This is a genomic window from Weizmannia sp. FSL W8-0401, assembly GCF_038009125.1.
GTDB classification, from domain to species: domain Bacteria; phylum Bacillota; class Bacilli; order Bacillales; family Bacillaceae_C; genus Weizmannia; species Weizmannia coagulans.
Window position 1 is genome coordinate 2,483,611 of sequence record NZ_JBBPAG010000001.1, and the last position, 14,392, is coordinate 2,498,002.

10 protein-coding genes are annotated in these 14,392 nt (G+C 49.2%); 3 read left to right on the forward strand and 7 right to left on the reverse strand.

Going from position 1 to position 14,392, the window contains the following annotated elements:
* Positions 1–46: 46 nt before the first annotated feature.
* The 3 genes from NSU00_RS12285 to NSU00_RS12295 form a co-directional block, all read right to left on the reverse strand.
* Positions 47–472, reverse strand: coding sequence for an ABC transporter permease (locus NSU00_RS12285; protein WP_315958997.1), 426 nt, complete (start codon positions 470–472; stop codon positions 47–49).
* Positions 473–700: 228 nt separating this feature from the next.
* Entirely contained in the window at positions 701–3,112 is a 2,412-nt protein-coding gene (locus tag NSU00_RS12290) for a glycogen/starch/alpha-glucan phosphorylase (RefSeq protein ID WP_340703725.1), read from the reverse strand.
* A 519-nt stretch (positions 3,113–3,631) separates the two neighbouring features.
* Positions 3,632–5,608, reverse strand: coding sequence for a methyl-accepting chemotaxis protein (locus NSU00_RS12295; protein ID WP_340702895.1), 1,977 nt, complete (start codon positions 5,606–5,608; stop codon positions 3,632–3,634).
* A 246-nt stretch (positions 5,609–5,854) separates the two neighbouring features.
* Between NSU00_RS12295 and NSU00_RS12300 the strand changes: the two genes are divergently transcribed.
* The 3 genes from NSU00_RS12300 to serA all read left to right on the forward strand — a co-directional run bounded on the left by NSU00_RS12300 (position 5,855) and on the right by serA (position 9,982).
* Positions 5,855–6,817, forward strand: coding sequence for a D-2-hydroxyacid dehydrogenase (locus NSU00_RS12300; RefSeq protein WP_340703726.1), 963 nt, complete (start codon positions 5,855–5,857; stop codon positions 6,815–6,817).
* A gap of 386 nt (positions 6,818–7,203) precedes the next feature.
* Complete coding sequence (locus tag NSU00_RS12305) at positions 7,204–8,364, forward strand: pyridoxal-phosphate-dependent aminotransferase family protein (protein WP_061566745.1); 1,161 nt, start codon at positions 7,204–7,206, stop codon at positions 8,362–8,364.
* Positions 8,357–9,982, forward strand: coding sequence for a phosphoglycerate dehydrogenase (serA, locus tag NSU00_RS12310; protein ID WP_013860303.1), 1,626 nt, complete (start codon positions 8,357–8,359; stop codon positions 9,980–9,982). Before NSU00_RS12305 ends, serA begins: the two co-directional genes overlap by 8 nt.
* A gap of 91 nt (positions 9,983–10,073) precedes the next feature.
* On the opposite strand, the gene NSU00_RS12315 is transcribed toward serA, so the two are convergent.
* From NSU00_RS12315 to leuD, 4 genes are all read right to left on the reverse strand, one after another.
* Entirely contained in the window at positions 10,074–11,102 is a 1,029-nt protein-coding gene (locus tag NSU00_RS12315) for a PTS transporter subunit IIC (RefSeq protein WP_340702898.1), read from the reverse strand.
* Positions 11,103–11,460: 358 nt separating this feature from the next.
* Positions 11,461–12,591, reverse strand: coding sequence for an HAD family hydrolase (locus NSU00_RS12320; RefSeq protein ID WP_017552850.1), 1,131 nt, complete (start codon positions 12,589–12,591; stop codon positions 11,461–11,463).
* A gap of 147 nt (positions 12,592–12,738) precedes the next feature.
* Positions 12,739–13,791, reverse strand: a complete 1,053-nt coding sequence (gene ilvA / locus NSU00_RS12325) for a threonine ammonia-lyase (protein ID WP_237349397.1) — start codon at positions 13,789–13,791, stop codon at positions 12,739–12,741.
* Positions 13,748–14,338: a 3-isopropylmalate dehydratase small subunit gene (gene leuD, locus NSU00_RS12330; protein WP_013860307.1), complete on the reverse strand. Its 591-nt coding sequence runs from the start codon at positions 14,336–14,338 to the stop codon at positions 13,748–13,750. The genes ilvA and leuD overlap by 44 nt, the downstream gene beginning before the upstream one ends.
* Between the last annotated feature and the right edge of the window lie 54 nt (positions 14,339–14,392).

Genomic DNA, 14,392 nt, shown 5'->3' on the forward strand with positions numbered 1-14,392 from the left:
GCACATTCATCATTGTTTAGACCACTGTATTCTTCCAATCAACATCCTAACGCAAAATATCGATCAAGTTCTTATTGGCTGCATTTTTAGCCGGCAATATGCCAAATAGAATGCCGACAAAGGTAGAGACGCAAAAAGCGAGTAAAAAGCTTCCTACACCGATCACGGCACGGAAAGGTAAGAAGAGCGAAATGAGCCACGCGAGTCCACCACCTATCCCAAAACCAATCAAGCCGCCTATTCCCGTCAACAACACCGCTTCCAAAAGGAACTGGAATAAGATATTCTTTGGGGTTGCGCCGATAGCGAGACGAATGCCAATTTCCCGGGTACGTTCAGAGACAGAAATATACATCATGTTCATTACCCCAATCCCAGCAATAAACAGCGAAATCCCGGCAATTGCGCTAATGAAGTAGGTTAAACTGTTAATGACTGATCCAATGCCGTTTAAGCCCCTCCTGCCGGAAATCTATTGGATGATACTCGCCAAGCCGGCATCTTTTCCTGCAGAAAAGCAAAAATTCGGACAAAATTTAATTTCGGAAAACGGCTTATGCTGCTGGATGCCCGGTCCCCCCATGAAAAGCCCGGCCCTTGCCGGCTGCTTTTTAGCGGAAGAATTCCGGGCAGTATGCAGCAGCTGAAAGCAAACAGTCCTTTTCGAGTTTTCCCCTGCAGGAAGCCTTTCAGAAATCCGTTAAAAAAGCCTTGTTTTGCTATGCACGTTCCAAATCTCGCCGGCATACTTGAGCACGGTATAATCAGAGGAAAATACGCCGGCATTGGCAACATTGACGAGTGCCATCTCCTGCCATTTGAGCGGCTCGCGGTAAAGCTTGTCCACTTTTTTCTGCGCCAGCGCGTAATCCTCGAAATCTCTTAATACAAAAAACTCATCCCCGTATTTAATCAGGGAATCAAAGACATCTCGCCCTTCCGCCTGCGCCCCGGGAATCGAGCCGTCAATCAGCGCATCGAGCACACGGTGCAGCACCGGATTGTTCTTATAATAATCATAAGAATGATAAGAACGGTCATGGTAATATTGGAAAACTTCCTGATCGGTCAACCCGAAGAGGATAATATTGTCCTCCCCGACGAGATCGCGGATTTCGACATTGGCACCGTCCAGCGTGGCCAATGTGACCGCGCCATTGAGCATAAATTTCATATTGCTCGTCCCGGACGCTTCCTTGGATGCGAGTGAAATCTGTTCGCTCACGTCAGCCGCCGGGATGATCCGCTCGGCCAGCGACACACCGTAATTTTCAATAAAAACGATCTTCAGCCTGTCCCTCACTGCCGGGTCATGGTTAATCAGATCCGCCGCTGCGTTTATCAGCTTAATGATTTCCTTGGCATAGGTGTAACCCGGTGCCGCTTTGCCGCCAAAAATGAAGACGCGCGGGTAAATATCTGCTTCCGGATCATCCTTCAATTTAAAATACAAGCTTAAAATATGCAAAAGATTCAGCAGCTGCCTTTTATAAGCATGGAAACGTTTGACCTGCACATCAAAAATGGCATCTGTCCGGATGGCAAGCCCTGTCGTTTTCCCGATATAGTCCGCGAGCCGCTGCTTATTGGTTTGTTTGATTTCGGCAAGTTGCCTGAGTGCGCTTTCGTCGCGGCGGAAAGGTTCGAGCATTTTCAGGTCAGTCGGTTTCGTCGCCCACTCCCTGCCGATTTTGCTGTCAATAAAACTACGCAGCGGTTCATTGGAAAGCAGCAGCCAGCGCCGGTGGGTAATGCCGTTTGTTTTATTGTTAAATCTGGACGGGAAAATGCGGTAGAAGTCACGAAGCACTTTTTCTTTCAAAATATTCGTATGGAGCTTTGCCACCCCGTTGATGCTGTGGCTCCCGATGATCGCAAGGTGTGCCATCTTCACGCTTCCGTCCGAAATCACCCTTGTCCGCTCAATCTTATCCCGGTCATACAAACGGGCCATATCCTCTGTATAGCGGCGGTCAATTTCGCAAATGATTTGATAAATGCGCGGCAAAAGCTGTGCCATCATATCTGTCGGCCAGCTTTCCAGCGCTTCGGACATAATGGTATGGTTGGTATAGCTGAGCACTTTTACCGTCACATCCCATGCCGGTTCCCAGCCCATCCCTTCCTCATCCAGTAAAATGCGCATCAGTTCGGGGACACACAATGCCGGGTGTGTATCATTGATGTGGATGGCGACTTTTTCGGCCAGATGCGCAATCGGCAGGCCGAGTTTTTTATAGGTGCGGATAATGCTTTGAATGCCGGCCGAGACGAAAAAATATTCTTGCTTCAAACGCAACAGGCGCCCTTCATAATTGGAATCGTCCGGATACAGCACTTCGGAAATGCTTTCGATCCGGCTCTGCTGCTGAATAAAAGCATGGTACTCCGTGTTCGCATCCTGCAGCGGCATTTCTGCCGACCACAATCTTAAAGTGTTGACCGTGTTGTCCCCGTAACCGATTACCGGGGTATCATACGGCACGGCAAGCACCGTTTCTTCATTTTCATAATGGGGGACAAAATGTCCCGATGCGTCTTTCTCAAGCCGGACGTTGCCGTAAAACCGCACATTTACCGCCTTGTTCAGCCGGCGGGTCTCCCACACATTGCCATTCCGCAGCCAATTTTCAGGCAGTTCGACCTGGTAGCCGTTGACAAACTTCTGCCTGAAAAGCCCGTACTTAAAACGGATACCGTTTCCGTGCCCGGGGATCGCATGTGTCGCCATTGAGTCGATGAAACAAGCTGCCAGCCGGCCAAGGCCGCCGTTTCCCAGCCCGGCATCCAGTTCCACCTGTTCCAATGCCTCGAGTTCCATCCCCATTTCTTGAAGCCCCGCCCGGACTGTATCGAGAATGCCAAGGTTGAACAAATTGCTTTTCAACATCCTGCCGAGCAAAAATTCCATTGAAAAATAGTAAACTTGTTTCTCCCCTTTTTCCAAGTAACGCTGATTCGTGTTCCGCCATTCTTTCGCTGCATATGAACCGATCAATTTTCCGAGTGTAACATACTGTTCTGTCAAATCAGATTTTTCCACATCCATTGTGAAGCAGTCCGACAGCATCCTTTCGAAATCGGCCTTAAATTGTTCCTTTGTGAGTTCCATCCCATTTCCTCCCGTTTTTGCCCGTCCTGCAGCCCTTTCTCCGGAGAGGCCCAGAGCCGTTCCTGCACTATTTTTTCAAATGCTGATTCTTCATTTTCCTGATTTTCAAGATTTTATAAATCGCAAATCCGGCGGCACAGAGAAAAATAAGCCAGCCCAACTGAAAAACCACATCAGGCCAATTGACATATTGATGCATGCTTTTCTCTCCCCCCATATAAGGTCATTTCCTTTTTCAAAAAATTTGTTCATCCGCTTCATAGTTTTATTTTAAAGGACGCCGGAGCCATTGTCACCGAAAATATTTTGCCGGCGCTCCGAAGCCCTTTTGTGGCCGCTGCTCCATCGTTTTCTCTCGTGGCAACTGCCACGGCCGTTGTGCGGCGGGCAAAATTCATCCCCCAAAATTCCCGCACTTGCATTGCCTTTTGCTTTGCCCGGGCGGAACCCGTTTTCAGTTGAATCCATGCGCCAAAAAAAGCGCCCAAAGCCTAGATTCCTGCTTTGGGCGCTTCTTCTTTAAAACTTGTATTTCTTCACCATTTCCTGCAAGTACTCCGCCAGATAGGACAACGCTCTGGCCGAATCGCTGATGTCATCCATCGATTTCAGGTGGCTTTCAATGGAAGCGGCCATTTCTTCGGTTGCCGCCGCATTTTCTTCAGCAATTTGGGCAAGTTCGTTCGCAGTCGAGGTCACTTCCTGGACGGAGGCGGAAATTTCTTCCGAGATCGCCGCCATTTCTTCCACTTGCGGTGTGATCTCTTTCATCCCGTTCATGATCGTGTCAAATTTTCCGATCGAATCTTTGGAACGTGACACGCCGGTTTCCACATCTTTGGACACTTGTTCCATTTCGCGGACGGAATCTTCCGTATCATGCTGGATTTGCGTAATCAGCTTTTCAATTTCTTTGGTCGAGTTTTGCGACTGGTCGGCCAGTTTCCGGATTTCGTCTGCCACGACCGCAAACCCTTTTCCGTGCTCGCCCGCCCTTGCTGCTTCAATCGCTGCATTTAAAGCAAGCAAATTCGTCTGGGCCGCAATTCCTTTTATCACTTCTGTAATTTGGCTGATTTGCTTCGAATTTTCAAAGAGTGCCTGGATTTTTGCGTTAGATTGCGCGACAGAACCGGCAATGGACTTCATTTGCGCAACCGTCTCACGGACAGCCTCGCCGCCTTGCTTCGCATGTTCAAGCGTGGCATTGGACAAGCTGGAAATCGCCATCGTACTGTCGGTTACTTTTTCCATTGCTTTTGCGATTTCGCTCATCGCCTGTGCGCTGTTTTCCGTGCCGTTCGTCTGCGTTTCCGCACCGCTTGCAATCTGGGCAGCAGCGGAGTTGATTTCATGGCTTGCCTGCGTTGTATTTTCCGCATTTGCCTTCAGCTCTTCGGAAGAGGAAACGACCATCTCCGCGCTTTTATCGACCTGGTCGAGAAGGTCGCGCAGGCTGCCCTGCATTTTTTTAAAACTTACAGCCAGTTCGCCGACTTCATCTTTTTTCCGGATATCAATTTCCTCTGTTAAGTCCCCTGAGGAAATTTTTAATGCTGCTTCTTTCAGGTGGTTAATCGGCCGTGTCACAGACCGGATGACAAAATAGGCTAATACCGTACCGAGAACGAGAAAAATGACGATGACAAGAATCATCCGGTCAATGATCGGCTGTACAGCTTTGCCGACCTCATCGGCATACATTGTCCCTGCAATTTTCCAACCCGTCAGGCTGTCGGTTGTATAAACCATCACTTTTTCCTTCCCCTGATACGTATAGGAAGTGTGTCCGGAAACATGGTTAAATACGGTATCATACACTTTTTCTTTTGCATACGCCCCCGGTTTTCTTCCCGGCATCACGACGATGCGGCGCGCCGGGTCTACAAGCACCGCATACCCGTTTTTCCCGATTTTGATTTCTTTTGCCATTTTTTGGATCGCACTTATTTTCAGGGAAACTGCAACAACCCCGGAGTTGTCTTGCGTCGTTTTGGCAATGGTGACAATCGTTTTTCCCGTGGTCGCGTCCTGGTACGGGGCTGTCACAATCGCTTTTCCGGGCTGTTCCATTGCTTCCTTATACCACGGCCTTTGCCTTGGATCATAACCTGCAGGCAAGTTGCCATTCGGTTCGATCATCATTTTCCCGGAAGCTGTCCCAACGTAAACATTCAAGACATTGTTATGCAGATTTGCATATTGGCTGAACATCGACTTGATTTCGGACGGTTTTTTTTCCGTTTGGGCCGAAATTTTTTTAGAAAAATAATCCACATCGTCCATGCGCGGCTGGATCGCATCATGGATGATATTCTGCAACAGATTGACATTTTCCGTAGCGGCATTCAGCATTTGCGATTGGACTTCACTTCCTGCTGATTTGATTGAAAAATATCCGATCAGTACAGATGGAACGAGCAGGATCGCGAGGATAGAAACAATCAATTTCGCTTTCATATTCCATCGTACATGTTTTTCTACCATCTTTCGCATAACAGGGCAACTCCTTTAATCATTTTCATAGCGGATATCACTAATTCTTTTATCGTACCTTTTAGTCACTTTTTCATAGGGCTTTATACCTGGAAACATGCGTGCAAATAATTGATAAGGCTTACAGGCTGAAGGGATGGCGGTTTTTGCAAATGTGAAATGTTTATGGCAGGAATTACCAGAAAAAGCAGGAAATTTTTACGGTATATCGAATATATGATTTAATGGAATAAAGGAGGGAGTTTGATGGCGGAAAGAACCATGATTATTGCAGAAAATCTTGCCCCCGGCCTGCTTGATGAAATCAGGAAATTGGTTCCGGAATGGCGCATACTGGCCGGAAAAGATCCGGCGCATTGGCAGAGTGAAGTGAAGAAAGCTGAAGTGATTGCGAGCTTTCGAAAAAAAATGGAAAAAGATGCATTATCGGAAGATTCCGCTCTCCGCTGGGTTCAAAGCTGGAGTGCGGGGGTGAACAGTTTCCCGCTCGAACAATTTGAGAAAAAGGGGCTCTTCCTGACTTCCGCAAGCGGCATCCACGCCTATCCGATTTCTGAAACCATTTTTGCAATGATGCTGGCATTGACAAGGAAAATCCATACATATGTCAGAAATCAAACGAAAAAGAAATGGGACCATGCCGGGTTAAAGCTGGAAATGCATGGAAAGACGATTGGCATTATCGGTGTCGGGGAAATCGGGCTTGAAACGGCAAAAATTGCCAAAGCCTTCGGGATGAAAGTGCTGGGCGTGCGGCGTTCCGGTGCGCCTGCCGGGTTTGTAGACGAAATGTATACCAACGGGCAGCTCCATGATATGCTTCCGCTTTGTGATTATGTCGCCGTCTGCCTGCCGCTTACGAAAGAAACGTACCATTTATTCGGGAAAGAAGCATTTGCCCGCATGAAGCCGTCTGCATTTTTTATCAATATCGGCAGAGGGGAAATCGCAAATGAAAAAGAACTGGCCGATGCCCTTGCCTCCGGCGAAATTGCCGGCGCCGGGCTGGATGTGTTTGAAAAGGAACCGCTCCCTGAAGACAGCCCGCTTTGGGAGCTGAAAAATGTGATCATCACCCCGCACACCGCCGGCTCAACCGAACATTACGACGAACGGGTTGTCCGGGATATCTTCATCCCGAATTTAAAACGGTACCTCGCTGGCGGCAAGCCGGACATTCATCTTGTCGACTACAAAAAAGGTTATTAACCTTTTTGCGCGAATCAAAAAATACGATGATTTTTAAATTATTTCATTTTTCCCTTTACAGAACTAAAATCAGCTGTTAGAATATTTAGCACAGAGCAAAATGATATTCGAAAAGTAATGATGAAGAAGGCGTATTTGCAAAAAGCCGCAGAGAGTCGGTGGTTGCTGCGAACCGATGCTTTTGCTGATACAATGCCCAGCGCTTCTGAACTGGCCGGCCGAAAGTGATGTAGGCCGCACCCGGCATATGCCGTTATTTTCCCAGAGGCTGCCGTACGCAGCAAATGAGGGTGGCACCACGGTACATGACGTCCCTCCTCCACAAGGATTTCTTTGTGGCGGAGGGGCGTTTTATTTTAATTTTATATTGGAGGATTGACGTACTCATGCTTTTTTGTAAGGAATCGCTATTCACACCAGGCCCAACACCCGTACCGGACCGTGTAAAACAGGCCATGAACCAGCCTATGGTCGCCCACCGCAGTGAAGTCTTTTCAAATAGCCTGAAGCAAGTGGCGACAAAACTGATGCCGGTCTTTGGCACAAAAGAACCGGTGGTTGTCATTGCCGGCAGCGGGACATCCGCACTGGAAAGCGCCGTCTGCAACGTTGTCCATGAAGGCGACCATGTCGTTGTCGTTGTCACCGGCGTGTTCGGGGAGCGTTTTGCTTCCATTTGCGAATCATACGGCGCCCATGTCCACCGCCTCAATATAGAATGGGGAACCGCCTGCCGCCCGGAACAGCTGGAAACGTTCCTTAAGGGGCTAAAAGATCCGGTCAAAGCGGTTTTTGCCACCTATTGCGAAACATCCACCTCGGTGTTGAACCCGGTGAAAGACCTTGGCGCCGTTGTAAAACGGCTGACCGATGCCTTGTATATCGTTGACGGCGTCAGCTGCATTGGCGGCGTGCCCGCGGATATGGAAGATTACCAGATTGATATCCTTGTTTCCGGTTCGCAAAAAGCGCTCATGCTGCCGCCGGGCCTTGCCTTTGTCGCCGTCAATAAACGGGCCAAAGAGGCAATCAAGAACGGACCGGAAAAACGGTTTTATCTCGACTTGAACCGGTATATCGATTCATATGATGAAGCCGTGACAACACCGTTCACCCCGCCCGTTTCCCTCGTGTTTGGCGCGGAAGAAGTGTGCCGGATGATTGAGGAAGAAGGCTGGGGCAATGTCATCAAGCGCCATGAAATTTTGCGCGATATGACCCGCGCCGGCGTGAAAGCTTTGGGCCTTCCGCTCCTTGTCGAAAACGATGCGGATGCTTCGCCGACCGTCACAGCGGTGAAACCGGATGGCGAACAGGCCGGGGCAATCAAAAAATATTTGCAGGATCATTTTTCAATGGTTGTCGCAAGCGGGCAAAAGCAGTTGAAGGGAAAAATTTTCCGGATTGGCCATATGGGGTACAGCACCCCTTTTGACGTGATCAACGTTTTAACCGCGCTGGAAATGGCGGTACACGAACTGAACGGAAGGGATACATTCGGCATTGCAGTGAAAAAAGCGGAGGAGGCATGGAAAGCGCATGTTTAAAATTTTAGTAACGGATAAAGTAAGCGAAGAAGGCTTGAAAAAACTGTATGCGCACAAAGATTTTTTAGTTGAGCACCAGCCGGGCATTGCGCCGGAAGATTTAAAAGCCAGGATCGGCCAGTATGACGGGCTGATTGTGCGGAACCAAACAAAAGTGACAAAAGACATCATTGAGGCATCCGGCAATTTGCGCGTCATTGCAAGGGCCGGGGTCGGCGTTGACAATATTGATGTCGATGCTGCGACGAGAAAAGGGATTATTGTCGTCAATTCGCCGGGAGGAAACACGATTTCCGCAACGGAGCATACACTCGCCATGATGCTTTCCCTTTCCCGCAATATCCCGCAGGCACACAAGTCCGCATCCGCGGGAAAATGGGAGCGCGAAAAGTTCAAAGGCGTCGAGCTTTTCAAGAAAACGCTCGGCGTAATCGGAACGGGCAAAATCGGGACAGAAGTGGCGAAACGGGCAAAAGCATTCGGAATGGCCGTGCTCGGGTACGACCCGTATTTAACCGAAGAACGCGCGGCCAAGCTTGGCATCAAAAAAGCAACGCTTGGCGAAATTGCCGCCCGGGCTGATTTCATCACGCTCCATACGCCGCTGATGAAAGAAACGAAGCATTTGATCAATGAAGCATTTTTGGCAAAAACGAAAAAAGGTGTCCGCATCATCAATTGCGCACGCGGCGGGCTCGTTGACGAACAGGCGCTGCTTCAGGCGCTTCAGGAAGGCCGCGTTGCAGGGGCCGCCCTGGACGTTTTTGAAAACGAGCCGGACATCACACCGGGGCTTTTGGAACTGCCGAATGTTATTGTAACCCCGCATCTCGGCGCGTCGACCCGCGAAGCACAGGTCCGGGTGGCGGCGGATGTCAGCGACGAAATCATCCATATCTTTGAATCTGAGGAAATCCGCAATGCCATCAATATGCCGCAAACTTCCGGGGAAAACCGCGAACGGATGGAACCGTTCCTCCTTCTTGGCGAACAGGTGGCACAGCTCGGCATCCAGCTTTTGGATGAAGCGCCCGAAAAAATTGAAATTACGTACGCCGGCGAGCTTTTGGATGAAGATACAAAACTGCTGACAAGAACGATCATCAAAGGGATCCTGGCGCGCCACCTCGGCAGCACCGTCAATCTTGTCAATGCCCTTCATCTCTTAAAGGAACAGGGCTTGACATACAATCTGCAGCGCAATGCGTCGTTTAAGGGCTTTTCCAATTATCTGGAACTGGCGCTGTATAAAAAAGGCAAACAAGTGAATATCGGCGCTTCGATCATTAACGGGTTCGGCGGCCGCATCGTGAAGCTGAACGATTACCGCGTCGATCTCCGCCCGGAACAGCACCTTCTTTATATCCGGCATCTGGACATCCCGGGCATGATCGGCCGGGTCGGTTCGATTCTCGGCAGCAACGACACGAATATCGGCACGATGCAGGTGGGCCGGAAAGAAATCGGTGGGGAAGCGATCATGGTGCTCACGCTCGATAAAACCGCAAGCCGGCAAGTGCTGGACCAATTAAAAGAGATCATCGGCATTAAAGCCGTCCAGACTTTGGAACTCGCAACCGGCTATACCTTTCAGGAAGAACCTTTTGTAGAAGTATAAATAAAAAGCATTCACGGCAAAACGCTGTGAATGCTTTTTTTCGGATACGAGCAAAAACCGGGCTTGTACGGCCCGGCTTTACTTTCCGGTATTATTGGACTTCCATCCTGAGGTCGCCGGCTTTTGCCCAGCCAAACAATTTAAGGAAATGATAGATGCCGAGCGTCGTAAAAATGGGTAAAATCACACCCGCCGCAACATAAGCAAGCAACGCGCCGGTTCCCTGGTTGGCGAGAATATTAAGCGGCGCAATTAAAGAATTCAGACCGAGCCCGCCGAGTTCATACGGCACTTTCAAGTGAAACATCATCGTTGCAACCGGCGCACAAATGAGCGACGAAACAAACGGCGGAATAACAAGGCGCGGATTTTTCACCAAATTCGGGAACTGGACTTTTGGTGTAATCAAGGACTGTGCAATATTGCCGCCCCAGTCATTTTGTTTCAGCGACATTGCCGTAAAACCGACAAACTGGACCGTACAGCCTATCAGTGCAGCTGCGCTGGATACCGGATCAAGCTGCAGCGCAATGGCAAGCGCGGCCGAAGAAGCAGGTGACATGAGCAGGATGCTCCAGACGAGCGATACAACCATTGAACCGAAAAGCGGCGAACCTTGTACAGAGGCCGTAATTTCACCGCTCAGCCATTGCAAAAACGGCGTGGTGACAGCAGCAAGGCCAACGCCGGCAACACCGCCGGCAAGAATGGCGGCAAACGGAATTGCCATCATATCGAGCTTCGTTTTGCCGGACACGCGTTTCCCGACCCACGTTGCAACAACTGCAGCCAGCACAGCACTGACAGGCTGTCCGGTGACAATCGTAATCAAGCCGTCCTGGGTGGTGCCGATCGCATTTCCGCCGACCGCCGCACAAGCCATCGAACTGAAAATGACCAATGTATTGCCGCCAAGCTGATATGCAATCCCTGCGCCGATGGCCGGCGCCAACAGCGATTTTGTCGCTGCCCCGATCGTCAAAAAGCCGTCCCAGCCGAGGAATTTCCCGAACGTTTCAAACAAAAGGCCCAGCCCCAAAGTCACGAGCACAGCGTTTGCTACCCCGGCCGATGCTTTATATGCCCTGTCAATTACATAATCTTTAGTTGCTTGTTTCATCTTTCCCACTCCTTGAAATACTCCGAATTAAAAGATCACCGTTTCTGTTTTATTTTCAGGACTTCAACGATTTCCGCAAAATGAAGGTTCTTACGGGTTTCCACCTTGATTTCTGCTCCTTCTTTTGTGATGTTGAAATATTACATTAATTTTAAAATAAAGTCAACATTTAATTTTATTTAAAAATATTTTTCCAAACTTTTCATCCCGTTTTTATAGAGGAACTGGAAAAATTACACTATATTAATAAAGTGATCATGTAAGGTTTCCCTGCAAAAAAATTTTTTCGGAAATTGCCGTTTTTTACGGCGCGGAATATCCTGCGAAAAAGAGGCATGCCTCAGCATACCCCAGCAGTCTACAAAAATATGTTTTTGAGGCCTACTACATTCTCAAAAATATAATCTGCCCCGTGTTCTTCAAATTCGGCTTTTGCTTCTTTTCCGGACAAGCCGGTTAAGATGCCGGCAAATTGGGCGCCTATTTTTTTTGCAGCAAGCAGGTCCGCGAGCGAGTCCCCGACAATCAGGATTTCCTGCCCGTTTTCAAGCGGGAGGCTGCATTCCGCACAGTCGCGGGTGGGCGTGTTTTTCCCTTTTAAAGCAAGCAGGTAGGTAAAAGGATTCGGCTTTGCAAGCGGCGTATGGCCTCCAAGCTCCTCTTCCGCCTTTAAAACGTCGTCCGCCGTCACGATATGCGCCTCATGAAACAGCGGCAGCCAGCCAAGCGCCCGGAACGGCCCGTACGTTTCAAGCTGCGGCCTCCCCGTGCCGACGCCGAGTTTCAGCCCTTTCTCCGCCAAAAAGGAAAACAAGGCACCGATTTTTTCCGGTTCGGCAAGCGGGATCTCTTCATCGAGAAAGCCTTTTTTCCCCGTTTGCACGCTCGGCTTCCCGGTAGAGGCCATAATATTTTGGTCGCCGACATACCATTCCTGGGAAATCTGCTCGCACACCGACCAGAGCGCGCCTTTTTTGCCAAGCTGCGTATCTGTAAGCCCGAAGATTTCATAAGCAAGCTGGTCCAGCACTTTCAACAAATCCTGTTTTGTTTCGGGCCTCTTTGCAAACCAGTTTAAAAATATGCCGTAGTCGGTTTCAACCGGATAGTGTGCAAGCACCCCGCGGATTTCATGAAGCGTTTCATAATCGATTTCACGCGCCAGCCAGCCGCGGATCCGGCCTGCTTCCTCTTCCTTTATTTGCGAAAGCAAGTGTAACAGCTGGCAGGTGAACGTCAAATAAATCATATCCCAGTTGGCGTTCATGCCGCGCGATTTTAAAAACCGCAACACTTCATCATGCTGAAAAACATCAGCCCGGATCCGCCTGATTTCCTCATCTGTTAAGGCTGTTTTAAATTGTTCCGGTGCGAGCCCTAAATAATGGCCGCTATGTATCAATTCCCAGACGGTCAAGCCGGATGCGTCAAAATAACGTTCCTCGCTCAGCAATACCCCGTCCACATCAAATAATACCGTTTGAATCATCTCTTCACCTCTTTCCTACATCAGTGTAACAAAGGATGCTGTTTTTTTGTATCGTTTTTTCACTTTTCGGCCTGCATTAAAGAAAAGGCGCCCCGGGGCAAGCCTGGTGAACACGCCTGGCATGCCCCGGGCGGCTGGTGCCCGGTTCTAAAGCGAAACAACCTTATGTTTTTTTTTGCCGGCCGCAGCCAGCCGTTTGAAGTGGGAGATTTTATCCAGATCAGCATTTCCGCCGCTTACAACAATGCCAATATGCTTTCCCGAAACGCCAACTTTGCCGCTTAATACAGCCGCGAAAGCCGCCGCTCCTGCCCCTTCGACAAACATTTTTTCACGTTCGAGCATATAAATGATGGCAATGGCAATGTCTTCATCGCTCACCGTCACGACATCATCCACATACTTGCTGATTAACGGAAAAGTCAGCTGGCCGGTCTCTTTTACAAGAATGCCGTCCGCGATGCCCGAAACATGTTCGAGCCGACTGTTTCCCATCCCTTTAAAGCGGTTATAAACAGCAGGCGCCCCCTCGGACTGCACGCCGATGACGCGGATTTTCGGATCATAATTTTTCAGGAGGCAGGCCATGCCAGCAATTAAACCGCCGCCCCCGACCGGAATCACAACCGTATCAAGATCCGCGCATTGCTGGATCATTTCGAGGGCAATCGTGCCCTGGCCGGCCATCACTTCATAATCGTCAAACGGGTGAATAAACGTTGCGCCTGTGATTTGCTGGTCCAAAACAGCTGCTTCATACGCTTCCTGAAAGGATTCGCCGGTCAGCACGACTTCCGCGCCATACGCCTTTGTTGCCAACACTTTGGCAAGCGGCGTTTTTTCCGGCATATATATTTTTGCCTTCAACCCCTGTTTCGTTGCCGAAAAAGCGACACCCTGCGCATGGTTGCCCGCCGATGCCGCAATCACGCCGTTTTTTCTCGCATCCCCTGCCAGGTTCGTAATTTTATTCAGTGCGCCCCTGATTTTAAAAGACCCGGTGCGCTGCAGGTTTTCCATTTTAAAGTAAAGCCTTGTTCCTGCCATTTCATTGAATGTCGCCGATTCGTTCAACGGCGTCCGGTGCACGACCGGCAATAAATTTTCAAATGCTGCTACAATGTCTTTCGTTTGTAAGAAATCCCCATTGTTCTCGTCACACTCCTGCGTTTTCAGACGCTTCAAATTTTGAAATTTCATCTTCAAGCAATAATGTCAGCCCGATTTCATCCAGTCCCTTTAACAGCATATTCTTCGGATACGGATCAATGTCAAAGTGGATGGACTTTTCTCCCGTTAATACCACTTGTTTTTCAAGATCAACCGTTAAAACGAGCCGTTCTGCCTGTGCCTTGCCAATCAACTCGCGCACTTCTTCTTCCGGCAACTCTACGGTTAAAATCCCGTTTTTCAGACAGTTATTATGGAAAATATCAGCAAAACTTGTTGCGATGACCACTTTAAAGCCGTAATCCTGCAAGGCCCACGGCGCGTGCTCCCGTGAAGAGCCGCATCCGAAGTTGTCGCCTGCCACTAAAATCTGTGCTCCCTCGTATTTCGGATCATTTAAAGGAAAATCTTCCCTTTTATTTCCGTTTTCATCGAAGCGCCAGTTGTAAAACAGGCATTCCCCGAATCCCTTGCGCTCAATCCGTTTCAAAAACTGTTTTGGAATGATCTGGTCGGTATCGACATTTTTTCGGTCCAATGGGAATACGAGCCCTGAAAAAGTTTGAAATGGCTCCATTTGCTTTTGCCCCCTCTCTCCGTATAGATGAATGAATTTTCTTCTGCTGCCTGC

What these genes read in the sequence shown, in the direction of transcription:
- NSU00_RS12290 (WP_340703725.1), bottom strand. Translation starts at nt 3,112, where the DNA reads ATGGAACTCACAAAGGAACAATTTAAGGCCGATTTCGAAAGGATGCTG.
- NSU00_RS12295 (WP_340702895.1), bottom strand. Translation starts at nt 5,608, where the DNA reads ATGCGAAAGATGGTAGAAAAACATGTACGATGGAATATGAAAGCGAAA.
- NSU00_RS12300 (WP_340703726.1), top strand. Translation starts at nt 5,855, where the DNA reads ATGGCGGAAAGAACCATGATTATTGCAGAAAATCTTGCCCCCGGCCTG.
- NSU00_RS12305 (WP_061566745.1), top strand. Translation starts at nt 7,204, where the DNA reads ATGCTTTTTTGTAAGGAATCGCTATTCACACCAGGCCCAACACCCGTA.
- serA (WP_013860303.1), top strand. Translation starts at nt 8,357, where the DNA reads ATGTTTAAAATTTTAGTAACGGATAAAGTAAGCGAAGAAGGCTTGAAA.
- NSU00_RS12315 (WP_340702898.1), bottom strand. Translation starts at nt 11,102, where the DNA reads ATGAAACAAGCAACTAAAGATTATGTAATTGACAGGGCATATAAAGCA.
- NSU00_RS12320 (WP_017552850.1), bottom strand. Translation starts at nt 12,591, where the DNA reads ATGATTCAAACGGTATTATTTGATGTGGACGGGGTATTGCTGAGCGAG.
- ilvA (WP_237349397.1), bottom strand. Translation starts at nt 13,791, where the DNA reads ATGAAATTTCAAAATTTGAAGCGTCTGAAAACGCAGGAGTGTGACGAG.
- leuD (WP_013860307.1), bottom strand. Translation starts at nt 14,338, where the DNA reads ATGGAGCCATTTCAAACTTTTTCAGGGCTCGTATTCCCATTGGACCGA.